Source organism: Phenylobacterium sp. (assembly GCF_031181185.1).
Lineage (GTDB): Bacteria > Pseudomonadota > Alphaproteobacteria > Caulobacterales > Caulobacteraceae > Phenylobacterium.
The window spans coordinates 1-24,958 of record NZ_JAPSKZ010000040.1 but is presented as its reverse complement, the minus strand read 5'-3'; the positions used below and the strand labels follow the sequence as shown (position 1 = coordinate 24,958).

Below are 24,958 nucleotides of genomic sequence, written 5' to 3'. Positions count from 1 at the left end.
TTCCCCCGTGGCCCCCCCCCGGTTACTCGGCCGGCCCCCCCCCTGGGCGCATTCGGGCGGGTGGCGTCGCCGCCTCCCCTAGCGGGCGGCGGCGCCTGGGGGGCGCCGCGGACGACGAGCCCCATCTCGGCGCCAGCCGCCGCGAGCAGGAGAGCGCCCGCATCCTGCGCCTGGTGGACGAGCAACTGGTCGAGCAGCGCATTGAACAGCAGCAACAGCCGGCCGTCGGCTGGCGGCTGGGCGCGCTGACCCTCGACGCGGACGGCCTGTTCGCCTTCCTGCTGTTCCTCCCGCTGCTGTTCATCGCCCAACTTCAGACGCTGGGCGCCGTGGCGCTGGTGGCGGCGATCCCGGCCTACGCGTGGGTTCGCCGCGAGCGGCTACTGCGCACGATGTGGCCGCGGATGTTCCTGTTCATCGCGCCGGCCTTCGCACTGTTCTCGGTCGTCTGGTCCGAGGCGCCGAAGGAGACGTTCAAGCTGGCCATCGAACTTGGCCTGACGGTCCTGGCCGGGCTCCTGCTGTCTTCCGCGCGGGACCAGGGCGCCGTCCTGAAGGGCCTCGCGCTGGCGTTCTTCGGCTATGTCGCCGCCTCGATCGCCTTCGGCGGCACAGTGGCGGTGGGCGTCGGCGCCGGGGGTTACGCCTTCTCGGGCCTCTCGGGCAGCAAGAACCTGCTGGGCGACATCGCCTCGGCCGGGATGATCGTGTCGGTGGCCGTCGCCATGCTGGCGATCAAGCACAGGCAGATCCTGTGGCTGGCCATCGCCGGCGCCGCGATGATGCTGGACCTCTATGTGGTGCTGGCGGCGCGGTCGGCCGGCGCCCTCCTGGGCCTGGGCATGGGCGTCAGCGCCATGCTCGCGCTCTCGCCTTTGCTGGTCGTCGGCAAGTGGGTGCGGGCCTGGCTGACGGCCGCGGTGGCCCTCTGCGTCCTGGCCGCCGGGCTCTCCTACCGCTGGCTCGCCCAGACCATGATCGAGGTCGGCGCCCAGGTGTTCGACAAGGACCCGACCCTGACCGGCCGCACCTATCTCTGGTACCGGGCGGCCGACCTGATCCAGGAGAAGCCCGTCCTAGGCCGCGGCTACTACGCGTTCTGGCAGCAGGGGAACATGGATGCCGAGGGCCTGTGGCGCTACTTCGGCATCGAGGAGCGCGGCGGCTTCACCTTCCACAACACGGCGGTGGAGCTGCTGGTCACCGTCGGCTGGGCCGGTCTGATCGTCTTCGCCGCCGTGGCGGTGATCGGCGTCCTCGCGCTCATCAAGCGCTTCGTCGAGCGGCCGTCCATCGCCCTGCTCTGCTGGATGAGCCTGCTGCTCTACATGCTGGCGCGGACGCCTATCGAGACCATCGGGGTCGCGCCCTTCTACTTCTCGACGGTGCTGGCCTTTGGGGCGCTGGGCGCGGGCTTCGGACGCGTGAAGCTGCCTAGGGCCTCGCGGGCCTACGCGCCCAGCAATGTCATCCACCTCACCCGCGTCGACTATTCGGCGCCGGGCTGGGCGACGGAGAGGCCGGCGCCGGCGCGCGGCTCGCTGCGGCTCCTGCGCGGGCCCGGCGCGGCGTCGTGACCCTGGCCGGCGTGCGCGGCAAGCGCGGCTTCGACCCGGCGGCGCTGGGTGCGCTTGCGCTCAGCGGCTCCAACTTCCTGCGCATGGGCGTGCAGCTGGCGATGCTGCCGATCCTGGCGCGCCTGGTCGGGCCGTCGGAATACGGCCTGGTCGCGCTGGCGGTGCCCTTCGTCCTCTTCTGCAACATGCTGGCCGACGCCGGCATGAGCCAGGCGCTGGCGAGGCGTCAGGACGTGACGCCCGAGCTGGAGTCCACCGTCTTCTGGCTGGCCGGCGGCCTGGGCCTGGCGCTCTCGGCCTTCGCGTGCGTGGCGGCCTGGCCGCTGGCGCTGGTGCTGGACCAGCCGCGCCTGCCCTGGCTAATCATGGCCCTGTCGCCGATCCTGGTGATGAGCGGGCTGACGGCCGTTTCGAACGCCCGGGTGATCCGCGAAGGCCGGTTCGGCGTCTTCGCCGGCGGCGACTTCATCTCGACGGCCGCGTCCGCCGCCGTCGCCCTGACCGCGGCCCTGAACGGCGCCGGGGCCTGGAGCCTGGTCTTCCAGCAGCTGACCCTCTGGGCCTGCAAGTTCACCTGGGTGAACCTGAACGCCCGGCCGAAGATCCGGCTCTACTTCCGGCCCTCGGAGGTGCGCGACCTCGTCCGCTTCGGCGTCCATTCGATCGGCTCCAACCTGTCGGACTTCGTCTCGCGCAACGTGGACAACATGATCGTCGGCGGCGTGCTCGGGACGGTGGCGCTGGGCTATTACGCCATGGCCTACCAGATCGTCCGGGTTCCCGACCTGATCATCTCCGGGCCGCTCTATCTGTATGTCTTCACGGCGGTGTCACGCGCGGCGCACGACGGGGCGCGGGGCAAGGCCGCGGACCTGGCGGTCTCGGCGCTGAGGCTGTCGTCGGCGGTCCTGGCGCCCACCTTCGTGGGGCTGGCGATCATCTCGCCGGTCGCCGTGGCGCTGGTGCTTGGGGAGAAGTGGCACGCGGCCGCGCCGGTGCTGACCCACCTGACCGCCGCCGGCTTCGGCTTCGCCCATTGCTTCGTCATGGGCGCGATCCTGATGGGCCTGGGCCGCTCGCACCTGCAGCTGCGGATGACCGCGCTCGCGGGCGTCACGACCATCGGGACCATCGCCGTCACCGCCCGCTTCGGCGTCGAGACCGCCTCGATGGCGATAGGAGGGGCCGTTCTGCTGATCATGCTGGGCTATCTCGAGGTCCTGGCCCGCGACCTGAAGATCGCCCGTCTGCGCCTAGCCGGCGCCTTCGCGCCCGCAGGTCTTGGCGTGACGGCCATGGCCGGGGCGCTGTGGACGGCGGGGCCGTTGCTGAGCGGGCTTGCGCCGCCGCTGCGGCTGGCGGCGACCATCGGCCTGGGCGGGCTGGTGTACGGCGCCGTGGTGCTGGCGCTGGCGCGGCGACGGCTCGCGGACGACGCCCGGGTGTTCGCCCGCGCCCACGCCAAGGCGCCGGCCGCCGCGCCGGCCTCTCCGCTTCCGGAAGCCGGCTAGACGATCAGGCGTGGGCCCGCGCCGTCAGGCGCTTCAGCCGCGCAGCCACCGGCATCGCCAGCAGCGGCCAGACGGCCGGGTCCGTGGCGCAGGCGCCGAGCGCGCCGCCCACGTCCTTGGCCTTCAGGGCGCAGATCACCCGGTCGTAGACCAGGGCCGTCTCCAGCGAGCGGCGGCGGCGAGCCTGGGCGCGGCGCACCTGGTCGCCCTGCTGGCGCATCTGCGCCTCCAGCGCGGCGTCGGCGGCCAGCATCTGCTCGATATGCTCGCGGCGCATGACGTGGGAGATCGAAGCGCCGTGTTTGCGGTAGCGGTAGAGCGGGTCCGGCAGGAAGCGCATGCGCGCGCCCTTGGCCAGGAGGCGCAGGACGAGGTCGTAGTCCTCGCCGATGCGCAGGTCTTCGCGGTACCGCTCGCCCTTCAGGATCTCAGCCGAGAACAGCGGCTTCAGATAGCCCAGGCCCGGCTGCTTGGAATACATGCGCCCGGCTTCGATGTAGTCGGCGAGCGTGATCCAGCGCGGATGGTTCCAGGCCTTCTGGCAGAGGAAGGCGCGCCAAGGCGCCGGACCGTCGTCCTGGAACACCAGCAGGTTGTCGACGACGATGTCGGCGTGGTCCACGCGGGCGCGGGCCACCAGCTTCTCGAGCCGGTCGGGCGCCATCAGGTCGTCGGAATCGAACACCGCGATGTAGCGGCCGCGGGCCGCCTTCAGGGCGCGGTTGCGGGCCGCGCCGGGGCCACCATTCCGGCCCGCCTTCAGCACCCGCACGCGCGGGTCGCCGGCGGCGGCGCAGGCGATCACCGCCAGGCTGTCGTCGCTCGAGGCGTCGTCGGCGACGATCAGCTCCAAGGACGTCAGGGTCTGGCCCAGCACAGAGCGGACCGCCGCGGCCAGGTGGCGCGCGCCGTTGTAGTTGGCGGTGATGACGGAGACGAGCGGAGCTGCGCCGCTCATGACGCGATCGCCGGGCGGTTCAGCAGCGGCGCCCGGGCCTCGAGCGGCTCGGGCTTCGGCCGGTCGGTGAAGAGCTGCCACCAGAAGCCGGCGGACCAGGCCAGGTGCATGATCATGGCCGCTACGCCCGACAGCGCCGCGGCGGGATCGCGCTTCCTCACGCCCAGCAGGAGACCGAAGCTGAGGGCAGCGGCCATCCACACCAGGGCCGGGACCGCGAAGGCCCAGAAGAACGGCGCGGCCGCGAGCGACGCCACCGCCGGCGCGACGGCCAGCGGCAGGGTCTGGCGAATCTTCAGCGGGGTGAAGTGCTTGAGCACGGTGCGGGCGCGGCCCTTGCCGTAGCTGAAGTACTGCTTCCAGAGCGCGCCGGGCGTCGAGCGGGGGTGATAGCCGATCCGGACCTTGTCGGTGAGCCAGATGCGGCCACCCTCGCGGGTCAGGCGCAGGTCCAGCTCGGCGTCTTCGTTGTGGCTGAAGCTCTCGTCGTAGCCGCCGATGGCTTCGAACGCGTCCAGGCGGAACAGCGCGTGGTGGCCGTGGTCGACCCAGCGGCCCTCGCCCGCCAGACGGTGGGCCGAACCGCCCGTGCCGAGCACCGAGTTCTGGGCTGCGGCCGCGGCGCGCTGGAAGACGCCCTCGCCCTTGGTGTCCATCGAGACGACCACCGAGGTTGCGCCGGTGCGCCGGGCTTCGGAGATCAGGGTCGAGACGTAATTCGGCGGATAGTCGGCGTGGGCGTCGACGCGGATCATCCACGGCCGCGCCTCGTCCAGGCTCTCGGCGGCGAGGTTGATGCCGGCGCTCTGCAGCCGGCGGGGATTGTGCAGCAGGCGCACCCGCGGGTCGCGGGCGGCGATGTCGGCGACGATCTCGCGGGTCCCGTCGGTGGAGCCGCCATCGGCGACGAGCAGCAACGGGTCGACCAGGCCTTGATCGTCGAGGATGCGGGCGATCACGCCAGCGATCGCCTTCGCCTCGTTCAGGCAGGGGATGATGATGACCGCACGGCTCTCGGTGTCCACTTCCGCGCCAGGCGCGCGGATCACCGCGTCGGGCGCCATGGCCCTCCAGGCCTGAGGCCAGGGCGCCACCACCTCGCCTAGGCCACGCCGGCCAGCAAGCGGCGCGAACGAGCGCGGCTCGGACCAGCGGCCTTCGAGCGGCGCGCGATCATGCGAATGGCCCGTCTCCGACAGACGCTCGGGGGTGGGCTTGGGGCTTAACATCGTGGAAACGCGTCCGAGCAATTCGACCAGCGCCAATCGCTTCGGAAGCTTCGCGATTGACCCGCGTTAAACCTCGCGCCCGGGATTCCGTTCCTGCGGTTTCGAGAGGTTTTCCAAAGCTAAGCCGCTAATTTTCCAGGCGAAGATTCAGCAGCTTGGCTGTTGGAACCAACGGGAGCGGAGGGCTTTTTCAACCCTTCGACCAAGCGTCGGCAATCCGACTCATCGGCGCGGAACGCCGACAGGGGCTGGGCGGCGAGTTCGGCCTTCAACGCCGCGTATCGATCGGGCGTCAGCGTCTCCAGGAAGCCTTCGAGATCCTCCGGCCGCGCCAGCCGCACGCCGAAACCGTGGTCGGCAAGATAACGGCCCGTCTGCACGTCCTGCAGCGCGACCGGCACGCAGCCGTAACGGGCGCTCTCGTAGAGGCGGTTCGGCAGCAGCCAGGCCGAGTTCAGGCCCTCCTCCATGAAGTCGATGGCCCAACAGAAGTGGGTCTCGCCATAGAGCCTGGGCAGGTCAGCGGCGGTATACGCCCCGCCGAACGTGACGTTCGGAACCGCCGCCACCTGACCGTCGAAATCGGCGAACTCGGTATAGGCCGGCCGTCCATGGATGCGGACCTCAAGCAGGTCGGGGCGGCGGGCCGCAAGCGCGGTCAGGATGTCCAGGCTCTTGCGGCAGCGGATGGCGCCCATCCAGTTGATCCGCCAGGGCCGGCCCGAGGCGGGGCTCGGCTGCGGCGTCGCCCGGCCGCCCAGCTCCAGCACCTTGTTCTCCACCAGCATGACGGGCGTCTGCAGGTCGTCGCCCAGGCCCTGGATCGGCCGAAAATAGGCGTCCACGAACGCCGGCGAACTCACGACGAGGAGATCCGTGCGCTTCAACAGCGCCTTCTCGACGTTCCGCATGGCCAGGCCCTTCACCGTGTCCTGCACCATGATCCGGTGGACATCGAGGGCTTCGTAGACCAGCCGGGCGCGGAGGCCACAGGTCCAGCGGGCCGCCTGGGCGATGGCCAGCATCTCCAGCTGGCGGGCCATGACGACCTCGGCACCCGCCAGCAGCCGGCGGAAGCGGCGCGACTTCAGGGCCGTCAGCGCTGTCATCCTGGCGCGGTGGCCGAGGCGGGCGTCGTACGTCCGACCAAGATCGACGGTGGGGCAGCCCTCCAGCGTTTCCGGCGCGGTCTCGGCGCGGCAGAAGCCCAGCACCACCGGCTGCGCTCCTCCGGCCTTCAGCATGCGCAGGCGCCGCGCGACGGCGGGATCCGACAGATCGTGGACGAAGTAGGCCAGCTTCACGTGGGCCCCCAAGCTGAAGCGTCAGACGCGAACCAAACGCGCGAGCGCCCGTTTGGAACCATGGCGCAGCCACATCTCGGAGAGGCTTCAGTTCACATGCCGGCCGGCGCAGACACCCAAACGCAAGCCGCGCCCCAGGCGCCCGGCGAGATCCGTTCGATCCAGTACCTCCGGGGCCTGGCCGCCTTCGGCGTGCTGGTCTTCCACGCGGCGGAACGCGCGGGCGGGCATTTCGGGGTCGGCGCGGCGGGCGTGGACGTCTTCTTCGTGATCTCGGGCTTCATCATGTGGGTGGTCACCTGCCGCAAGACGCCGACGCCCGGCGATTTCCTGCTGCGGCGGGTGCAGCGGATCGTGCCGCTCTACTGGGCCGTGACGCTCGTGGCGGTCGCCGCCGCCCTGGCGATCCCGGGCTCGTTCCCGAACATGCAGGTCACCCTGGATGCGCTGCTGAAGTCCCTGTTCTTCGTCCCCTACCGCGATCCGCATGGCCTCATCGCGCCGCTGATCGTCCCGGGCTGGACGCTGAACTACGAGATGTTCTTCTACCTGCTGTTCGCCGTAGGCCTGCTGGCGCCGGCGAAGCTGCGGGCATGGCTGGTCTCGGCGGCGCTGATCGCCCTGGTGGCGGTGCGGCCGCTGCTGGACGGCGACAACCCGCTAATCGCCACTTACACCGACCCGATCCTGCTGGAGTTCGGCGCCGGCGTCTGGCTGGGCAAGCTGTGGTCCGAGCGGAAGCTGCCCAGCGCGCGCACCGGCTGGGCGCTTGCGACGCTCGGCCTGGCGGGCTTCGCCGCCGTGAGCCTGGCGAGTGTCGACGTGTCGACCGCGCGGGTGTTGTGGTGGGGCGTTCCGGCCCTGCTGCTGGTGGCGGGCGCCGTGAGCGTCGAGCGCCACGGGACCGTGCCGGACCTCTGGCCGCTGCGGGTGATCGGCGACGCCTCTTATTCGCTCTACCTGGTGCATGGGCTGGCGATCTCGGCGACGGTCCGGGTGCTGGCCGCGGTTGGCCTGGACGCGCCAGGCCTCGTGTTCGCCGCCAGCATTGCAGCCGGCGTGGCCGCGGGTCTCCTGGCCTTCCACCTCGCCGAGCGGCCGATGATGAAACTGTTCCGCACCGGCCTGGGCGCCCATCGGCCGAGCGGCGTGGCCGCCGCGCCCGCTCCCTAGTCGAGGTCCAGCAGCTCGCGGCCGGCGTTGCGCACGTCGTTGCAGCCGGTCAGGATCATGGCCACCGCCAGCTCCGACCGCAGGATGTCCAGCATCTTGCGCACCTGGGCCTCGCCGCCGGCGCCCAGCGCATAGGCCCAGGCGCGGCCGAGGAAGCAGGCCTTGGCGCCGAGCGCGAGGGCCTTCAGCACATCGAGGCCCGACCGGACGCCGCCGTCCATGTAGACCTCGAGGTCGCCGCCCACCGCGTCGGCGATCCTGGGCAGCGCCGAGATGGACGAGCGCACGCCGTCGAGCTGCCGACCGCCATGGTTCGAGACGACGATCCCCTGCGCGCCGGCCTTGACCGCCGCCCTGGCGTCGGCCGGGTCCAGCACGCCCTTCACGACGATGGGGCCGTCCCAGGTCTCGCGGACCCAGTCCAGGTCCTTCCAGGTGACCGAGCGGTCGAAGTTGCGGGCGATCCACGACAGGAAGTCGGTGACCCGGCGGCTTTCCTGCACGGCCGAGGCCACCGAGCCCAGCGTGTGCGGCCGGCCGTGGACGAAGACATCCCAGGTCCAGGCCGGATGGGTGATCCCGTCCCAGGCCTGGCTCAGCGCGGCTTCGAGCTTGCTCGCGCCGGTGAAGCCGGAGCGGACGTCGCGGTAGCGGGCGCCGGGCGTCGGCAGATCGACGGTGAAGACCAGTACCGGGCAGCCCAGGCTCTTGGCGCGGCCCAGCAGCTCGCGCATGTAGCCGCGGTCCTTCAGCATGTAGAGCTGGAACCAGGGGGCGACGCCCGTCTGGGCCACCTCCTCCACCGAGCAGACGCCGACCGTCGAGAGACAGAACGGGACGCCCGCGGCGGCGGCCGCGCGCGCAGCCTGGGTCTCGCCCCTGCGGCCGTACATGCCGGCCATACCCACGGGCGCCAGGCCCACCGGCATCGCCATCGTCTGGCCGAGCGTCTCGGTCGTCATGGAGAGCTGGGTCATGTCGACCATGACCCGCTGGCGCAGGGCGATCGCCTCGAGGTCGGCGACGTTCCGCTGCAGCGTCACCTCGGCGTAGCTGCCCCCGTCGATGTACTCGAAGAAGATCTTCGGCAGGCGGCGGCGCGCCAGCTCGCGAAAATCCGACACCGAAGCTGCGCGCATGGACGTCCCTCCCCGGCCGCGGAAGTTGGCGGCTCGCCCGCGCCGACGCAAGCGCCCAGGCTTAGGCCGGCGGCGCGCCTGGCGGCGGGCCGAGCACGATCCAGACCTGGTGGGCCCGGGCCATGAGTTCGCCGTCGGCCGAATAGAGCGCGACGCCGGCGAACTCCTTGCGGCCTTCCTTGGCGAGCGGCCAGGCGACCAGGATGCATTCCTCGCCGGCGCGAGGCGCCTTCAGGACCTCCCCCGTCATGGTGCCCAGCAGCGCCCCGTGGCGGCCCTCCTTCTCGACCCAGGCGAAGTAGCCGGGGCAGTCGATGGCGGCCCACACCACCTCGGGAGCGATCGTCCCGTTCTCGCGGGCGAAGTTCGGATGCGCCCGCCAGGTGCAGGCGACGAGGCCAGGCTCCGCGCCCTCCAGCTGGCCGGGGAACACGCGCAGGCCGTCGCCCTCCTCGCGGGCCGTCCCGCAGGTGAAGCAGATGGGGTGTATGCGCTGGCCGTGGCCCACGTGGCGCTCGCCGGCGGCGCGGGCGGCCTCAAGCGACGGAGCCGGCGGCGGCTCCGGCAGGACGACCGCGGCGGGCGCCGCGTTGCCGATGGGCGCGCCGGCCTCGCCGAGCAGGACGTGGGCGTCGGGGTCGCGCTGCAGGGTGAGCTCGGCGTCGAGCGGGATCGGCGCGCGCAGCACCGCCGTCACCGCGCCCTCGAAACCCTCGGCCAAGAGGCCGCACACATAGCCGCCGTTGCCGGAATTCGGCGGGCCGCAGAACTGACGGCCAATCACGATCTTCGACAAAACACGCCCGCCCCGATCAACTGAAACGATGCGTGGCTTTCTCACGCCGACGCCCGGGAATGGAAGCCGAATCCGCGCTGCGGCGTTGGAGCGGAGGGTCGGGCGCGATATGGCTAAGCCCGATCTACGGAATCCACGTGAGGAGATGTCGGTGAGCGAACGGATCGAACGTCCCTGGGCCCTGATGCGTCACCACGCCGGCTGGGCCGACGTGTTCCACGTCGAGAGCGAGACGGCGGACTCGATCACCGGCTTCTACCCCGACCGCGAGACCGTGGGGCCGCCGGTCAGCTACTCCACCCGCGCCGTGCTCGCCCGCTATCCGACGATGGAGGCCGCCCGCGCCGCGCGCGAGGAGGCGGTCGCCGAATGGCGCAAGCACGACGCCGGCGTGCGCGAGGCCGAGGCCAAGCTGCGCGAAGCCGAGAAGGCGCGCGAGGACGCCTGGCTGGCCTGCCTGCGCGACGCCGCCAATCGGGGCTAGAGCCGCAGACCCTTCGAGACGAACCAAGCAAAGGCGGCGGCGATGGCCACCGCCAGCACAAGGCGCCAGACGGGCGCGCCGGCCAGGCCCGGATCCTGCGGGAGGGTCCGGCGCCCCGTGATCATCGGGCCGATCAGGTTCGTGCGCTTGTAGAAGAGGTAGAACAGCACCGCGGCGACGTGGACGACCACGAGCACCTGCAGCAGGCGGAAGCTGAGCTCGTGGACCTCGGCGAAGGCGCGGCCGACATCGTAGCTGACCCGATCCGAGAGCGGGCCGGCCTCGAAGGCGTCGATGTCCACGGCGAAGAGTCCGGTGGTCACCTGCACCGCGAGCACGGCCAGCAGGGCCAGCACGCTCCAGCCGCCCAGCGGATTGTGGCCAGGAACGTTGGAAGCCGCCCGCTCCGGCAGGCTGCGCGCATAGGCGAGGACCGCCTTCGGCCCCTTCACGAAGCTGGCGAACCGGGCCGCGCCGCCGCCCATGAAGCCCCACAGGATGCGGAACACCAGCAGGCCCAGGATCGTGTAGCCGCTCCAGCGATGCCAATTGAGGTGGTCCTCCGACGACCACCACGAGAAGGCGATCAGAACCACTAGCAGCCAGTGGACGATGCGGACGGGCGCGTCCCAGAGCCGGGCCTGGACGCCCCCCTCAGGCGCCGCCACGGTCAGTCCTTCTGCTGGCGGTAGACGTCATGGCAGGCCTTGCACGCCGCGCCGGTCGGACGGACCTGGGCCTTCACCGCGTCCATGTCGCCCTTCAGCGCAGCCTGGTTCAGGCGCGAGACCTGCACCTGTGCGGCCGAGGCCTTGGCGCTGAAGCCGGCGGCGTCGGTCCAAATGTTGGCCTTGGCCTCGCTCTTCGGCCGCGCCTCGACGCCGCTGCCGCGCGGGAACCAGGTGGGCAGGGCGTTCGAGAGGCTGACCATGGTCCTGGTCTGGGCCTGCACCGTCGCCACGTTCGGGCTGGACTTGCGCAGCTCGTCGTTCAGCGCCTTGAACGCCGCGCCCAGCTTCTCGAAGTTGGCGTGCCGCTGGTGGGCCGCCTTGGCGCCCGCGCTCATCGGCCCCTTGGGCATGGGCTCGTTGTGGGCCAGGGCCGCGCCGGCCGCCATCGTCGCCGCGCCGAGGCCCAGGGCGATCGCCGCCGCCAGACCCTTGTTCTTGCCAAACGCCATCGGCTCAAAGCCTTCCCGGTTGCTGTCCGGCGGAGATTGCCGGGGCGCGACCTCGGGCGTCAACGGGCGTTCAGCGGGCGGCGCTCCGAACTGGAGCGCCTTCGCGCGCGGCATCGGCCATCAGCGCGCCGCAGTTGGCGTCCTTGGCGAGGCCCGGATCCACGAACGGCAGCAGGGCCGCGATCGGCGAGACCAGCGCGCCCAGGCCCACCGCCGCGACGCCCTGACCAATGGCGGCGCCGGGCTTCACGCCCAGCTTGGGCGAGCGGACCGGGCCTTGGGCGGTCACCGGCAGCAACACCCGCACCAGACGGAATTTCTTGTTGTGACCGCGGGCCTCGAACGACATGCGCTCGGTCCCCAGGTTAATCTCGCCGCGGCCGGTGATCAGCACCGGCCCGGTGTCGAGCACGATGTTGCTGGCGCGCATGACGCCATCGGTGGTCTGGAAGTGGGCGACGCCGCAGCGCAGCGGCGTGGTCTGCATGTCCTTCTTGAGCAACAGGCCCAGGCCCTTGACCACGTTGACGCCCATCAGCTCGGCGAAGGCCTCGCGGATCTCGCCGCCCGGGGCCACCACCATCACCTCGCCGTCGGAATTGGCGAACGCCTTGTGGATGCTGTCGCCCTCGCCGGTTAGGCGGGCGCGGCCGGCGAGCGCGCCGGTCAGCGGATGGCCGCCGCCGAAGGTGACGGGAATTAGTTCCTCAATCCGGGCGTTGCTGAGCCGCAGGTCCAGCGAGGTGACCGGCACGGACTTGCGGGCGTTCAGCGCCACGAACCCTGCGACGCGGCCGCGGGGAAGCTCAAGCCGCAGCGGATCGGCGCGGAGCAGGCCGTTGTCCAGCTTCACCCGCACCGAGCCGGCGCGCAGGCTGATCGGCGCGTCGCGGATACTCACCGCGCGATAGCGCACGTCAGCGTCAAGCGCGCGAATGCGGCTGACGTCCAGCGTGGAGTCGGGGAACAGGCGCTGCTGGGCGCCCAGGGTGCGGGCCACCGCCACCTGCTCGGCCGAGGCGGTTTCGCCGGGGCCTGTCGCCGGCGCGCCGCCGAAGATCGCGCCCAGGTCGTCGAAGTCGAGGCTGCGCGAGCGCAGGTCGGCCGTCAGCATCGGCCGCACACGGCCGGTCTCGACCTTGATGTCGCCGGACAGGTCGCTGTCGCCCACCCGGCCGCCCAGGTTGTCGATCCGCCAGATCAGCTCGTCGCGCGAGAGGCGGCCGCGCAGACGGTACGGCGGCGTGTTGGGCAGGGCGACGCCGGTGAGCGGGTAGAGATCCGAGAGGTCGGGGCCGCGGGCTGTCGTCTGCATGTGGAAGCGGCCGAGGTCAAAGGGCTTCGGCACCTGGCCCACGGCGGTGACAAAGGTCTGGCCGGCGCGGATCTCGGCGTTGAACGGATAGGGTTGGTTGCGGTCGATGTTCAGCAGCGGACCGCCGGTGACTTCCATGCGGAACGGCTGCCGGTTGATTGTGCCCTGCCCCACCATCTCGAAGCCGCGGTTGGCCTGGCCGAGGTTCTCCATCGCGTTCACGGTGGCGTTGAAGCGCAGCTCGCGCTTCACGTCGGCGAAGTCGAGCTTGCCGTCGTTGATGATGAAGCTGCGGATCGGCGGCAGGCGCGTCGGCTCCTGCTTGCGGCCTCCCGAGAAGTCCCAGTTCTTCCGGCCCTGGGCGTCGGCGAACAGGTTCACGTCGGGCCGGTCGAAGCGCAGCAGGCGCAGGTCGACGTCGCCCCACAAGAGCGGGATCAGCCGGATCTGGACGGTGATCCTCTCGAACGTCCCCAGGGGCTCGCGGCCGCCCCAGGGCGTGTTGGCGATGCGCACGCCCTCGACGGTGGCGCGGGGTTGCCAGGACCAGATGTGCACGTCGAGGTCGCCGGTGATCGTCACCTCACGGTGCATTCGCGCCGAGGCGTAGCGGGCGAGCGGGCCGCGGAACCAGTTCCAGTCCCAGATGGCGATCAGGATGCCGATGACGATGGCGAGGCCCGCCAGGATGCCGCCGGTCCACCACAGGGCCTTGCGGCTGGGCTTCTTCGGCTTCGGCAGCCTGGCTTGGCTGAGCTTGTCCCAGCTGTCCTTGGCCCAGGCCTCGGCGCGCTGGAGCGGCCGGCGACGGCCGGGCATGCTCTGAGGCGGTCGCTGCGGCTGCCGGCGACGGCCGGGCTTCGGGTTCTGGAAGGCTTCGTTGGTCACGGGACGGTCTCCGAACGCCAAAGAACGTGCGGGCCGCCCGGTCGAGTTCCCCAAAAATGCTAATGGCTTACGCCACGCCCGCTGAAAGCGGCCCTCGCCGTGCCCGCGAGGATGCGCAGGTCGAAGGCCAGGGACATGCGATCCATGTACTCCCGGTCCAGGCGAACCTTCTCAGGTATGGGCAGCTCGTCGCGACCGTTGATCTGGGCCCACCCGGTGACGCCGGGACGCAGCGCCGCGACGCCGGCTTGGGTGCGGAGCGCGACGAGATCGTCCTGGTTGTAGAGGGCGGGCCTGGGCCCCACGAGGCTCATGTCCCCGATCAGCACGCTCCACAGCTGGGGCAGCTCGTCGAGGCTGGTGCGGCGCAGGAAACGGCCGAGCGGCGTGATCCAGCGGTCGGGCTCGGTCAGCAGGTGCGTCGCCACGTCCGGCGTGTCGGTGCGCATGGTGCGGAACTTGGGCATCCGGAAGATGCGGTTGTTCTGGCCCACGCGCCGCGACCAGTGCAGCGCCCGGCCGGGACTATCGAGGCGGACGGCGAGGCCGATAGCCAGCAGCACCGGCCAGAGCACTGCGAGGCTGGCGATCGCGACGAGGATGTCGAACGCGCGCTTCAGCATGGCCTAGGACGACAACGGATAGACGCGCGCCCCGCCGCCCTGCCCCAGCGCCTCGGCGACCCAGCCGCAGATGTCTTCGAGGTCTGAGGTGAGGTCGGGGCCGTTCACCAGCACCAGCGCGCAGCCGTTCATCTTCATCGGGTCGGTCAGCGGCCGCATCCGGGCCTCGGCGGCCACCATGGGCGCCTCGACGGCGTCTTCCAGGTGGCGGAGGAAGGCGTCGAAGGTCTCGAGGTCCTTCAGCGGCAGCCAGACCAGCGCCTGGACCTCGCGGTTGCGCGCCCGTGCGCCGGCGAGGGTCTCGACGATGCGGCCGTAGTCGTCCGGCTTCTCGAACGGCGGGTCGATCAGCAGCAGCACGCGGCCCCTAGGCCGGCAGCGCTGGACGGCGGCCTCGTAGCCGTCGGCGCAGAGGGTCTCGACATTCGCGCGGCCCTTCAGCGCGCTTTTCAGCGCGTCGTGCTCCTCCTTGCGCAGCTCGCAGGCGAGGTAGCGGCCCTGCGGCGGCAGGTGTTCGGCGATCAGCCAGGGCGAGCCCGGATAGCGGCGGACCGCGCCGCCGGCGTTCAGGGCCGCGACGGCCCGCGTCAGCGGCCCGAAGGCGGCGGGCGCATCCTTGGTCGCCATCAGGCGCACGACGCCCGTCTCGGCCTCCCCGGACTTTCGCGCCTCTGGCCCTGCCAGGTCGTAGAGCCCCCGTCCGGCGTGGGTGTCGATGACGGTCAGCGGCGCAGGTCCGAGAGCGGCCAGCAGGCGCAACAGGGCGGCGTGCTTCACCAGGTCGGCGAAGTTCCCGGCGTGGAAGGCGTGGCGGTAGTTCAAGCGACGGGACCCGCGGCGGAGGAACCTGGGCTGCGCATACCACGTTGCCGCCGCACGCGTGGAGGGGCCGGTCGCCCCGAAAGACAAAGGGACATGGCGAGCGAAATCCCCGTCGAGGCCGCCGAGCAGCTCGAGGAAGCCGGACTTCGCTACGTCAGCGACGCCGATCCGGGCATCAGCCGCAAGCCGGCGCGCGGCCATGGCTTCAACTACTTCAAGCCCGACGGCTCGGCCGTGACGGACGAGAAGACGCTGGACCGCATCCGCAAGCTGGCGATACCCCCGGCCTGGACCGAGGTATGGATCTGCCCGCGCGCAAACGGCCACATCCAGGCGGTGGGCCGCGACCAGAAGGGTCGCAAGCAGTACCGCTATCACGAGCGCTGGCGCGAGGTGCGGGACAGCCACAAGTACGACCGGGTGCTGGCGTTCGGCCGCGCGCTGCCGAAGCTGCGCCGGCGGGTCGAGCAGGACCTGCAGCGCCCCGGCCTGCCGCGCGAGAAGGTGCTGGCCGCCGTGATCGCGGTCATGGAACGCACCCTGATCCGCGTCGGCAACGAGGAATACGCCAAGACCAACAAGAGCTTTGGGCTCACCACCCTGCGCGACCGGCACGTGAAGGTGGGGCGTGGGGACGCCGTCTTCGAGTTCCGCGGCAAGAGCGGCAAGGTGCACAAGACCGGCCTGAACGACCGACGGCTCGCACGCATCGTCAAGGCCTGCCAGGACCTGCCCGGACAACGGCTGTTCCAGTATGTCGGCGACGACGGCCAGCAGCACGCAGTGGAGTCGTCCGACGTGAATGCCTACCTGCGCGAGGTGCTGGGCGAGGATTTCTCGGCCAAGGACTTCCGCACCTGGGCCGGCACGGTCATGGCGGCGCGCGCGCTGATGCTGTCGCCGGCCTGCTCCAGCGCCACCGACGCCAAGCGCAACGTCTCCACCTGCGTGAAGGCGGTGGCGGGGCTGCTGGGCAACACCGCGGCCGTCGCGCGCAGCGCCTACATCCACCCCGCGGTGCTTGAGGCCTACGAGACGGGCGCCTTGGACGTGAAGACCTCGGGCGACGAGCGGGCCTTCGAGCTCGCCGTGCTCAAGTTCCTGGAAGCCGCACGCGACGCCGACGAGGCCAAGAAAGCCGCCGCCGCCAAGGAGATGGCCCGCAAGGCCTAGCGCCGGACGAGCCGCCGGCCACCCCGGCGTCGGTTACCGAGGACGTGCGCGATACGCTTCCCTCGCAGCGACGGTCGCGCAGATGTTGGGGGAGATCGTCTGGTGATGACGCAGTCGCCGCTAGACAAGCGGTGGCCTCGCCGCCCGCGCCGAGGCGGCCAACAAAGTGCAAAACCAGGCGATCAGAACGAAAAAGGACCAGGAAATTCCCCGGTCCTTCATCGGTCTTGCGATGGTACCGCCCCCCCGGATCGAACGGGGGACCTCCAGAGCCACAATCTGGCGCTCTAACCAACTGAGCTAGGGCGGCGCGTCGCGAGGGCGCTGTTCTAGTCGCGCCCGACCGAGGGATCAAGGCTCCAGCAAGGGCCAGCGGAAACGGCGGGAGCCGGCGAGCTCCCGGCCGTCGGTCAGGCGGACCGTGAAGTCGCCCGACGGCTTGGAGTCCACGCGAGCGACGGCGTCGCGCCGCACCAGCCGCGAGCGGTGAATTCGCACGAATCCGGCGCTCGCCAATTCGCGGGCCAGATCCCCCAGGGAGGCGCGGTGAAGGATCGCCTCGCGCGTGCGATGAAGCTCGACGTAATTGCCAGCGGCTTCGACGTAGAGCACTTCGGACAGAGGCACGAAGACCCGCCGCGCGCCGTCGCGCACCTCGAGAACGGACGCTGCGTCTCGCACGCGGGGCGGGTCCGACGTCAGGCGCGTCCAGAGGGTGTAGATCGCCACGAAGGCCGCGTAGACGAGGAGGTCCTTGCGGAACTCGTAGAGGAACTCACGCAGCGGCCCGAACGGCGCGTAGGTCTCGCCGACCGCGGCGTACACCGCCCAGCGCAGCAGTCCCATGCCGATCACGTGGATCAGCGAGAAAACCAGCGCAGCGGCCAAGTGCGCCGGGACGACCAGCCGCCAGGGCGCCCGCAGCGGCATCGCGCGGCGGGTCAGGGCCTGCACCGCCGGCGTGAGCGCCACCAGGACTGCGACGCTGGTGAACTCCCAGACCAGCGGCTCCCATAGCGGCAGCGGCCGGCCGAGCTCGCGGACATCGTGGACGACGGTGAAGGCGTCGACGATGGCTATGGCGGAGCCGATCGCCACGACGGCCAGCACGAAAACCGCGTCGCGACGCCGGCCGCCCATCCCCGCCAGTCCACCGCTTGGCCCAGGCGTCTGTCCGGACGTCACAGCAGCGCCGCCGCACGACCCACGGCGCTGGCGCCGCCGCTCCGCAGCGGCGCATCAGCGTTCGCGTCGAAACCTGGAGCCCCCAAGATGTCCGCCTCGTCCCGCCGGCCTGACCTCGACGCGCTACGCGTCGGCGCCTTCCTGCTGTTGATCCTGTACCACCTGGGCATGTTCTACGTGCCTTGGGGCTGGCACGTGAAGAGCGAGCACATAACGCCGGCGCTGGAGACGCCGATGAGCCTGCTCAATCCCTGGCGGCTGACGCTGTTGTTCGTGATCTCGGGCGCGGCCACACGGTTCATGATGGCGAAGCTTTCGGCGGGGCAATTGGCCGGCCAGCGTTCGCACCGCCTGCTGCTCCCGCTCGTGTTCGGCATGCTGCTGGTCGTGGCCCCGCAAAGCTGGGTCGAGCTCGTCGAGAAGCAAGGCTACGCAGGAAGCTTCCTGGACTTCTGGCTGCGCTATCTCGCCTTCGACCAGAGCTTCGGGATCATCCTGCCCACGTACAATCACCTATGGTTCGTGGCCTATCTGTGGGTCTACACCATGGCGCTTGCGGCCGCCGCGCCGCGGCTGCTGCCGGCGCTGGATCGCTGGGGCGGCCGGCTGCTGGCGGGCCCGGGCCTGTTCGTCGCCCCGGCGCTGGCGTTCGGGGTCTACCTGGCGACGGCCGGCCGCGCCTGGGGCGAGACGCACATCGTCTTCGCCGACGCCTACGGCCATCTGCAGTACGGGACGGCGTTCCTGATCGGCGTCGTCCTGGCCCACAGCGACGCCGCCTGGGAGCGGCTGACGGCGGCGCGCCACCGGACGCTGGCCGCCGCCGTACTGCTGGCGCTCATCGGGCTGTTCCTCGCCGACACCGGCATCGAGGACGCCGCCGGCTGGCCGGGCGCGGTCTTCGCCTTCCTGCGCGAAGCCTATGCCTGGATGGCGATCTGCGCTCTCTTCGGCTATGCGCGCCGGCACGTCCGCCGCGGGTCGCCACTGCTGACCACCCTCAACGAGGCGGTCTTCCCCTTCTACATCGTCCACCAGACCGCAATCGTCCTCACCGGCCACCTGTTGAAGCCGCTCGCGCTGCCGGCGATGACTGAGGCCGGGATCATCCTGGCGGTGACCGTCGCGGCCTGCCTTTCGACCTACGCCTTGGCCCGGAGCACCCCGGTCCTGCGGACGCCGCTGGGGCTGAAGCCCCTGCCCCGGCGCCTTGCGCCGGCCCCGCTGCCGGCGGCCTAGCGGGCAAAGAAAAGCCCCGGCCGCTTTCGCGACCGGGGCTCTCGTTGTCTGGCGTCAGCCTTATTCGGGGAGCGTGAAGCGGATCGGGATCCGCACCGTGCCCCCATCGACCGGCTGGCCGTCGCGGCTCATGGGCCGCATCTTGAACAGCCGGCTCATGCGCATCGCAGCTTCGCCGAAGCCCATGTCGGCCGGGGTTTCCGACACGACCGAGCAGTTGTCCAGCGTGCCCCGCGCATTGACGGTGCAGCTGATCGTGGCGCTGCCGGAGACCTCCATCCGCTGAGCCCGATCCGGATAGTACCGGGCCAGGTCCTCGGCCGACGGGCGACGCTGCCAGTCGGGGTTGGTGATCACCGACGGACGCGGCGGCTCAGGCGGCGGAGCCCGCGGCGGCTCAGGCGTCTCGATGCGGCGCTCGACCGGCGGAACCGGCAGAGGCGGGATGCTCGGGACGTCAGGCACCGCGACCGGCGGCCGGGGCTGCAGCTTGGGCGGCGGCGGCGGCGGCGTGTTCGGCGGCGGCGGAGGCGGCGGCGGCGGCGGCGGCGGCGGCACTGGTTTGATCAGCGCCACATCCGTCACCTCGTCCGAGTACTCCTTGTACTTGGGCTCGAAGCGCGTCTTCCAAAGGTAGACACCGAGCGCCGCGTGAACCGCGATCGACAACGCGATGGCGACCGTTACACCCTTGCTGCGCGTAGGCTTGGGGTCGTCGAACGGGTTGTGCCGGACATGGACGGCTTCGTTCGGTGATGTCTCAGCCATGGGTCACCACCTACTGATCTTCGCCGACCAGGGCCACGCTGTAGAACCCATTGTCCTGCAGCATGTTCATCACGCCCATAAAGTCGCCGTAGAGCACGTCCTTGTCGGCGCGGATGAAGATCCGCTCCTTGGTCGGGTTACGGGTCCCGCCCAGCTGCTGCCGCAGGTCGTCGCCCAGGGTCGCCAGATCGGTCCGGAAATCCTGGATGAAGATGCTGCCGTTCTGCTGGATCGAGATGTACACCGGCTTCGGCGGGTTCGTGCCCGGCGGTGCGACGGCCGGCGGCAGAGCCACCTTGACCGTCACGGCCGCCATGGGCGCGGCCACCATGAAGATGATCAGAAGAACCAGCATGACGTCCACGAACGGTGTGACGTTGATGTCGGCGTTCTGATCTTCCTGATAGCGGTCCGCCCCCCCGGAACTCGAGAGTTTGGCGGCCATCTACCTTAGGCCCCCTTGTCGAGCTGACGCGAGATCGCGTTCATCAGTTCAGCGATGAAACCTTCGGTGCGGGCGCCGTAGGCCGAAATCCGCGTCTGGAAGTAGTTGTAGAAGATAACCGACGGGATGGCGGCGAAGAGGCCCAGACCGGTGGCGAGCAGCGCTTCGGCGATGCCGGGCGCGACGACGGCCAGGTTGGTCGTGTTGGTGTTCGCGATGCCGATGAACGAGTTCATGATCCCGTAGACGGTGCCGAACAGACCGATGAACGGACCGTTCGAACCGACCGAGGCCAGGAACTGCATGCCGCCCGACAGGCGACGGGCCAGCGAGGCCTGGACCGCGCCGACCGCGGCTTGGGCGCGCATCAGCGTGGTGTCGCGGTGTTCGCCGGTGATCTGCAGGCCGGCCTGACGCGACAGTTCGATTTCCTGCGCGGCGGCGGCGGCCATGTCCGCCAGCGGGTTGCCGTCGAACTCTTCCGACATCGCGATGCGGTTCATGTCGTTGATCGACTTCGCGCCGCGGAAGTTCTCGAGGAAGTTGTCGGTCACGCGGTTCAGGGAGCGGAACTCGAGGATCTTGGTCAGCAGGATGGTCCAGGTGAGCACCGAAGCCAGCGCCAGGCCGATCATGATGACCTTAACGACCGGGTCGGCGTCCATGAACATGGTGCCGACGTTCAGCTTGCCGGCGTGCTTCATGGTCGGCGGATCAGCCGATTCAGCGGCGGGAGCCCCGGCAGCCGGAGCGGCGGCCGGAGCCGCGGCAGCGTCGGCGGCGGCAGGCGCAGCCGGGGCGGCGGCGTCCTGAGCGAACGCCGGCGCGCTCGCCATCAGCGCAACGGCGCCGACGAGAGCGATGAAAGGAGTCTTCAGTTTGTTGTCGAGCATCTGTCGCCAGTTCCTGGTTGGTCTAGCACGATTGGCCGGAGGGTCGTCGCGCGAGAGCGTCTCCACCCTAGTTGAACATGCCCGGCGCCCCCACCAGATATCCATCTGGCCGAGACCCCAGAGCCGCTGTCGCTGCGCCCGACCCGGAACGCGTACTCCCAACTGACGTGGGACTTGGCGTTACGAAGGCGGGCGACTTCGAACTCCCCGTGAGGAAACCGAAGTCTTACCGCTTTGTTAGACGTGCGGCTCGGGTCCTTTGACAACCCCTTATCGAAGCGTCAAGGGGCAGAAGCTTGCGCGGAACCGCGAAATTATTGCGTCAGGCGCATCGATTGTGCACTGCACACCAAGCGATCTCGCGCCGCCTGCGGTTTCACCACCGATGCGAACCTTGCATTGCTGCAATGCAGCAAGTGAAGGAACTGCGGTCTCGGAACACGGTATGCGCCACGAGCGCCGCAAGCCCCACCGGCCGGTCTATCGAATGAGAGGAATGGTGCCTGGGGGCGGATTCGAACCACCGACACGCGGATTTTCAATCCGCTGCTCTACCAACTGAGCTACCCAGGCTTGGGGCCGCCGTCGCGGGAGCCGCGTCTATAGAAGAGCAAAACCGGGAAGTCCAGCGAGCCCGCGCAGACAATTTTCGGCGGTTCAGTCCTCGCCAGAAGCGTCTTCGGCTCCGCTCTCGTCGTCGGTCACCGGCACCGCATAGACCCCGGCCAACCAGCGCTGCAGATCGACGTCGGCGCACCGGCGCGAGCAGAACGGACGATAGGCCGGATCGGCCGGTTTCCTGCAGATCGGACATCCGGACTTGTTCATGCGCGCGCGACCTCGAAACGCTCGCGGCGCCGCCGAGGATCGGCCGCGACCGTGAAGCGCGCGCCCATCCTGGCGGCGAGTTCGGAGACGAGCGGCGCCACGGCCGCGGCCACGTCCGGCGCACAGGTCGCGGTGAGGCGCGCGCCAGGCTCGGCTTTCCCCTCGGCCTGCAGACGGCGGACCAGACGCTGGGCCAGCGTCCGGTCGGACAGCGCCCCATCCTCGCGGCAGAGCTGCTCCAGCACCGGTCGCGTACGGCGCGGCAGCGAGAACTCCATGGTGCCGAAACGTCCGACGGGGCCGATGGCGACGCCGGGGTTGTCCGGGCCGAAAGCGGCCCGCGCCGCGGCCATCAGTGCGTTGCCATCGTGGCCGCGGCCCACGAGATCCACGACGACGATGCCGCCCAGCCCCTTGAGCCTCAGCAGGCGCGCAGATTCCTTCAGCGCGGCGAGATTGGCCTGTCGGGCCACACGTTTGGCGTCCGCTCCCTTGCGTTCGCCCAGGTCGATATCGATGGCGGTCAGCGCCCGGGTCGGCTCGATGGCCAGCGTGCCGCCGCCGGGCAGCGGGTGAAGCACGTCCAGCGCCTCGGCTTCGGCCTCGTCGGCCGCTTGGCGGGCCTCACGGCCCTCGACCAACTCCGCCTCGCGCGCGCTCGCGCGCAGGATATCGACGACGGACGGCGCTGGCTCGAGCAGGCGTGGAGCGCCCTCGCCCGGCCCGATCAGGCGCGCGACGGCGAGCTTGCCCCGGCGCGGCTCGCCGCGGATTTCGACCTCGACCGTCACGCCGCGGGTGGGGCGGCTATCGGACTTGAACGGAAGGATGGCTTCGGCGCCGCCGCCAAGGTCGAGGAAAGCGGTGGCCAGCGCGGGCTCCACCGACTCAACCCGCGCCGCCAGACGAGCGCCCAGCGTCAGGCGGGGATCGTCGTCGTCGCGGCGTAGGATCAGGCGCTCGGGTCGGTCGTCGAGGGTGACGACGCCGCGGGTTTCGCCGATGCCCCGGTCCAGATAGATGCGGCGTTCGCTCATGCCAGACGGTACCCTAGGCCGACGAGCAGGGCCCCGGCCTCATAGAGCGGCAGGCCGACGACGCCGGAATAGGAGCCCTGGAGCGTCATGACGAAACCGCCGGCCCGGCCCTGGATGGCGTAGCCGCCGGCCTTGCCCAACCCCTCGCCGGACCGGACGTAGTTGTCAGCCTCGATGGCGGACAGGCGCTTGAAGCGGACGCGGGTCTCCACGAGGCGCTCGGCGCGACGGCCGTCCGGGCTCACGACCGCGACGCCGGTCAGCACGCGGTGCGCCCGGCCGGACAAAAGAGCGAGGCAGGCCCGCGCCTCGGCCTCGGTCTCCACCTTGGGCAACACGCGCCGACCGACCGCGACGACGGTGTCGGCGGCCAGGACGAAGGCGCCGACGTGTCGCTCGGCCACGTGCGCAGCCTTGCAGGCGGCCAGCCGCAGCGCCAGGCGGCGCGGCGTCTCTTGGGATTGGGGGGATTCGTCCAGCTCGGCGGCGTCTATGGCGTCCGGCTCTACGCCGATCTGGCGCAGCAAATCGAGCCGCCTAGGGCTAGCGGAGGCCAGGACGAGGCGCTGCGGCTGCGGCGGCAAGGCGTCGTCCCTGGCGTCGATCAGCGCACGCGGAAGGTGATGCGACCCTTGGTCAGGTCGTAGGGCGTCATCTCGACCAGCACCTTGTCTCCCGCCGAGACGCGGATGCGGTTTTTGCGCATCTTGCCGGCCGTGTGGGCGATGATCTCGTGGTCGTTCTCAAGCTTCACGCGGAACATCGCGTTGGGCAGCACCTCGCTGACAGTGCCAGGGAACTCCAACAGTTCTTCTTTGGCCATGCAGGCTCCTGATCGAGATAAAACGACGGCTCGCGCCCAGAGGCTGCGAGCCGGATTCTGCCTCTCGAATATAGCGCATGGACTTACTGCAGGTCGATGGCCTCCGCTCACCGGCCGAAGCGGGCCCGGAGACGCGCCGCAAGGGCGTCGCGAACCTGACGATAGACCTCCAGCCGGGCTTCCCGGGAGCCTTCCGTCAGCGTTGGGTCGAAGGTGGGCCAGTATTCGATCTCGGAGGCGCGGCCGCGCGCCATTTCAACGGCGCGGTGTTGGGCCTCGGGCGTCAGTGAGATCACCAGGTCGAAGGAGTCGTCCTCAAGGTCGTCGAAGGTCTTCGCGCGATGGTTCGAAAGGTCACAGCCCAACTCGCGCATGACCTCCAGAGCCAGGGGATCAACCTGAGGCTCACCGCCCTCTTTGTCGATGATGGGCGCCCGGAGTCCGCAGCTGTCGACGAACACCCGGTCGCCCAGCAGGCGCTTAAGCAGCGCCTCGGCCATGGGCGAACGCACGCGGTTCAGGTTGCACGCGAACAGCACTGCATCGGGAAGCCGCCGGCCGGACTCGTCGCTCATCGTCCCGGTCAGCCCCGCCAGTGCAGCGCGCAGATGAGGGTGAAAAGCCGGCGCGCGGTATCAAGGTCGGTGTCCACCTTGCCGGCCAGGCGGGCGCGGAGCAGTTCGGAGGCCTCGTTGTGCAGACCCCGGCGGCCCATATCCAGAGCCTCGATTTGCGCGGGCGTCGAGTTGCGGATCGCCTGATAGTAGCTCTCGCAGATCATGAAGTAGTCGCGGATCAGGCTGCGGAACGGCGAGAGCGACAGGATGTGGCGCCGCTCGTATGCTGGTCCCTTCACGTCGAGGACGAGCCGGTTCTCCACGAGCCCCATCCGCAGGTCATAGGGCCCGCCCTCCGCTCCCTCCGGCGCGAAGTAGTTCTCCTCCAGCAGGTCGAAGATGGCAATCTGCCGTTCCTGCTCCTGGTCGCGCGAAACCGCCGCGAGCGACTCTTCGTCGAGCTCCACGCTTTGCAGGCGGTGCTTGGTGCGCGCGTCGTCGGCCATGTGTCCCGGGGCGGATGCGAGCCGAGCTTTATTTCAATCCGGGGGCCCGCGTCATCCCGCACCTGCGAGCGGAGGCGGCTGGATACGGAAAAACGCCCGGCGCGGGATCGCGCCGGGCGTCGTTTTCGAGAGCTGATCGCGCCTAATAGGCCGCGTAGCGGCGTCCCTCGGGCCGAACGAAGTCGCCGCGAACATAGCCGACGCCGACACCGCCCTGCCCGACAAGGATCCAGTCGCTGCCGCGCACCTGGGCCAGGGCCTGGAACCGCTCGCCGGCGCGCAGACGGCCCACTCGGGCCGAGCCGGTCGTCGGCGCTGCGCGCAGGTTCACCCCGCTAGTCGCCACGAAGGTGTGGCCGATGCGGCTGTAGCTGGCCGGAGCGATGTCGGACGACAGGCGATAGCCGTTGCGGGTGTAGGTCCCGGCGTGCTGGGCGCGATCCTTCTGCATCTCGCAACCGATGGCCGAGCCCGCGGCGGCGCCAGCGCCGGCGCCGACCACCGT

At 70.2% G+C, this 24,958-nt stretch carries 27 protein-coding genes and 2 tRNA genes; 6 read left to right on the top strand and 23 right to left on the bottom strand.

Features of this window, described 5'->3' with window-relative positions; all coding sequences use genetic code 11:
- Together RIF93_RS07180 and RIF93_RS07175 are read left to right on the top strand one after the other, a co-directional pair.
- A partial coding sequence (locus tag RIF93_RS07180) for an O-antigen ligase (protein ID WP_309089842.1) occupies positions 1-1,577 on the top strand: 1,577 nt, incomplete at its 5' end.
- Positions 1,574-3,088, top strand: coding sequence for a lipopolysaccharide biosynthesis protein (locus RIF93_RS07175; protein ID WP_309089840.1), 1,515 nt, complete (start codon positions 1,574-1,576; stop codon positions 3,086-3,088). The genes RIF93_RS07180 and RIF93_RS07175, both read left to right, overlap by 4 nt.
- Before the next feature lie 4 nt (positions 3,089-3,092).
- Here RIF93_RS07175 and RIF93_RS07170 read toward each other — a convergent pair whose 3' ends face one another.
- The 3 genes from RIF93_RS07170 to RIF93_RS07160 all read right to left on the bottom strand — a co-directional run bounded on the left by RIF93_RS07170 (position 3,093) and on the right by RIF93_RS07160 (position 6,579).
- Positions 3,093-4,046: a glycosyltransferase gene (locus tag RIF93_RS07170; RefSeq protein WP_309089838.1), complete on the bottom strand. Its 954-nt coding sequence runs from the start codon at positions 4,044-4,046 to the stop codon at positions 3,093-3,095.
- The gene (locus tag RIF93_RS07165) at positions 4,043-5,275 is read right to left on the bottom strand and encodes a glycosyltransferase family 2 protein (protein WP_309089836.1); all 1,233 of its coding nucleotides are present in this window, start codon (positions 5,273-5,275) and stop codon (positions 4,043-4,045) included. The genes RIF93_RS07170 and RIF93_RS07165 overlap by 4 nt, the downstream gene beginning before the upstream one ends.
- A gap of 119 nt (positions 5,276-5,394) precedes the next feature.
- On the bottom strand, positions 5,395-6,579 hold the full coding sequence (locus RIF93_RS07160; RefSeq protein WP_309089835.1) for a glycosyl transferase family 1: 1,185 nt from the start codon (positions 6,577-6,579) through the stop codon (positions 5,395-5,397).
- 96 nt (positions 6,580-6,675) lie between these two features.
- Here RIF93_RS07160 and RIF93_RS07155 point away from each other — a divergent pair, with 96 nt between their 5' ends.
- On the top strand, positions 6,676-7,752 hold the full coding sequence (locus RIF93_RS07155) for an acyltransferase (RefSeq protein ID WP_309089832.1): 1,077 nt from the start codon (positions 6,676-6,678) through the stop codon (positions 7,750-7,752).
- On the opposite strand, the gene RIF93_RS07150 is transcribed toward RIF93_RS07155, so the two are convergent.
- Both RIF93_RS07150 and RIF93_RS07145 read right to left on the bottom strand, forming a co-directional pair.
- Positions 7,749-8,891: an L-lactate dehydrogenase gene (locus RIF93_RS07150; RefSeq protein ID WP_309089830.1), complete on the bottom strand. Its 1,143-nt coding sequence runs from the start codon at positions 8,889-8,891 to the stop codon at positions 7,749-7,751. The genes RIF93_RS07155 and RIF93_RS07150 overlap by 4 nt on opposite strands.
- 61 nt (positions 8,892-8,952) lie before the next feature.
- Positions 8,953-9,687 carry a hypothetical protein gene (locus tag RIF93_RS07145; protein WP_309089828.1) on the bottom strand — a complete coding sequence of 245 codons (735 nt, stop codon included), beginning with the start codon at positions 9,685-9,687 and terminating at the stop codon, positions 8,953-8,955.
- A gap of 151 nt (positions 9,688-9,838) precedes the next feature.
- Here RIF93_RS07145 and RIF93_RS07140 point away from each other — a divergent pair, with 151 nt between their 5' ends.
- On the top strand, positions 9,839-10,171 hold the full coding sequence (locus tag RIF93_RS07140) for a hypothetical protein (RefSeq protein WP_309089826.1): 333 nt from the start codon (positions 9,839-9,841) through the stop codon (positions 10,169-10,171).
- Here the strand turns inward: RIF93_RS07140 and RIF93_RS07135 are convergent.
- The 5 genes from RIF93_RS07135 to rlmJ form a co-directional block, all read right to left on the bottom strand.
- Positions 10,168-10,839, bottom strand: a complete 672-nt coding sequence (locus tag RIF93_RS07135) for a cytochrome b/b6 domain-containing protein (protein WP_309089824.1) — start codon at positions 10,837-10,839, stop codon at positions 10,168-10,170. The genes RIF93_RS07140 and RIF93_RS07135 overlap by 4 nt on opposite strands.
- A 2-nt stretch (positions 10,840-10,841) precedes the next feature.
- On the bottom strand, positions 10,842-11,351 hold the full coding sequence (locus tag RIF93_RS07130) for a cytochrome c (RefSeq protein ID WP_309089822.1): 510 nt from the start codon (positions 11,349-11,351) through the stop codon (positions 10,842-10,844).
- Positions 11,352-11,421: 70 nt separating this feature from the next.
- Entirely contained in the window at positions 11,422-13,554 is a 2,133-nt protein-coding gene (locus tag RIF93_RS07125) for an AsmA family protein (RefSeq protein WP_309089821.1), read from the bottom strand.
- Positions 13,555-13,613: 59 nt separating this feature from the next.
- Positions 13,614-14,174: a sugar transferase gene (locus tag RIF93_RS07120; protein WP_309089844.1), complete on the bottom strand. Its 561-nt coding sequence runs from the start codon at positions 14,172-14,174 to the stop codon at positions 13,614-13,616.
- Positions 14,175-14,180: 6 nt separating this feature from the next.
- Positions 14,181-14,999 carry a 23S rRNA (adenine(2030)-N(6))-methyltransferase RlmJ gene (gene rlmJ / locus RIF93_RS07115; RefSeq protein WP_309089820.1) on the bottom strand — a complete coding sequence of 273 codons (819 nt, stop codon included), beginning with the start codon at positions 14,997-14,999 and terminating at the stop codon, positions 14,181-14,183.
- 93 nt (positions 15,000-15,092) lie between these two features.
- Between rlmJ and RIF93_RS07110 the strand changes: the two genes are divergently transcribed.
- Complete coding sequence (locus RIF93_RS07110) at positions 15,093-16,172, top strand: DNA topoisomerase IB (RefSeq protein WP_309089818.1); 1,080 nt, start codon at positions 15,093-15,095, stop codon at positions 16,170-16,172.
- A 233-nt stretch (positions 16,173-16,405) separates the two neighbouring features.
- On the opposite strand, the gene RIF93_RS07105 is transcribed toward RIF93_RS07110, so the two are convergent.
- Positions 16,406-16,482: transfer RNA gene (locus RIF93_RS07105), tRNA-His, on the bottom strand.
- Between the two features lie 41 nt (positions 16,483-16,523).
- Positions 16,524-17,312 (bottom strand): LytTR family DNA-binding domain-containing protein, encoded by a 789-nt coding sequence (locus tag RIF93_RS07100; protein ID WP_309089816.1) that lies wholly within the window; start codon positions 17,310-17,312, stop codon positions 16,524-16,526.
- Between the two features lie 132 nt (positions 17,313-17,444).
- Between RIF93_RS07100 and RIF93_RS07095 the strand changes: the two genes are divergently transcribed.
- On the top strand, positions 17,445-18,596 hold the full coding sequence (locus RIF93_RS07095; protein WP_309089814.1) for an acyltransferase family protein: 1,152 nt from the start codon (positions 17,445-17,447) through the stop codon (positions 18,594-18,596).
- 60 nt (positions 18,597-18,656) lie between these two features.
- Here the strand turns inward: RIF93_RS07095 and RIF93_RS07090 are convergent, their stop codons facing one another.
- The 11 genes from RIF93_RS07090 to RIF93_RS07040 form a co-directional block, all read right to left on the bottom strand.
- Entirely contained in the window at positions 18,657-19,364 is a 708-nt protein-coding gene (locus RIF93_RS07090) for an energy transducer TonB (RefSeq protein ID WP_309089812.1), read from the bottom strand.
- A gap of 10 nt (positions 19,365-19,374) precedes the next feature.
- Positions 19,375-19,809, bottom strand: a complete 435-nt coding sequence (locus tag RIF93_RS07085) for a biopolymer transporter ExbD (RefSeq protein WP_309089811.1) — start codon at positions 19,807-19,809, stop codon at positions 19,375-19,377.
- 5 nt (positions 19,810-19,814) lie between these two features.
- Positions 19,815-20,702 carry a tonB-system energizer ExbB gene (gene exbB, locus RIF93_RS07080; protein WP_309089810.1) on the bottom strand — a complete coding sequence of 296 codons (888 nt, stop codon included), beginning with the start codon at positions 20,700-20,702 and terminating at the stop codon, positions 19,815-19,817.
- Positions 20,703-21,199: 497 nt separating this feature from the next.
- Positions 21,200-21,275 (bottom strand) — tRNA-Phe (locus tag RIF93_RS07075).
- An 84-nt stretch (positions 21,276-21,359) separates the two neighbouring features.
- Positions 21,360-21,530 carry a DNA gyrase inhibitor YacG gene (locus tag RIF93_RS07070; RefSeq protein WP_309089809.1) on the bottom strand — a complete coding sequence of 57 codons (171 nt, stop codon included), beginning with the start codon at positions 21,528-21,530 and terminating at the stop codon, positions 21,360-21,362.
- The gene (locus RIF93_RS07065; protein WP_309089808.1) at positions 21,527-22,567 is read right to left on the bottom strand and encodes a ribonuclease E/G; all 1,041 of its coding nucleotides are present in this window, start codon (positions 22,565-22,567) and stop codon (positions 21,527-21,529) included. Before RIF93_RS07065 ends, RIF93_RS07070 begins: the two co-directional genes overlap by 4 nt.
- Positions 22,564-23,151: a Maf family nucleotide pyrophosphatase gene (locus RIF93_RS07060; protein ID WP_309089806.1), complete on the bottom strand. Its 588-nt coding sequence runs from the start codon at positions 23,149-23,151 to the stop codon at positions 22,564-22,566. The genes RIF93_RS07065 and RIF93_RS07060 overlap by 4 nt, the downstream gene beginning before the upstream one ends.
- Before the next feature lie 20 nt (positions 23,152-23,171).
- A complete protein-coding gene (gene infA / locus RIF93_RS07055) occupies positions 23,172-23,390 on the bottom strand; it encodes a translation initiation factor IF-1 (RefSeq protein WP_309089804.1) in 219 nt (72 codons plus the stop codon).
- A 107-nt stretch (positions 23,391-23,497) separates the two neighbouring features.
- Entirely contained in the window at positions 23,498-23,965 is a 468-nt protein-coding gene (locus RIF93_RS07050) for a low molecular weight phosphatase family protein (protein WP_309089802.1), read from the bottom strand.
- An 8-nt stretch (positions 23,966-23,973) separates the two neighbouring features.
- Positions 23,974-24,453 (bottom strand): UPF0262 family protein, encoded by a 480-nt coding sequence (locus RIF93_RS07045; RefSeq protein WP_309089800.1) that lies wholly within the window; start codon positions 24,451-24,453, stop codon positions 23,974-23,976.
- 142 nt (positions 24,454-24,595) lie between these two features.
- On the bottom strand, positions 24,596-24,958 hold a 363-nt coding region (locus RIF93_RS07040; protein WP_309089799.1), incomplete at its 5' end, for an SH3 domain-containing protein.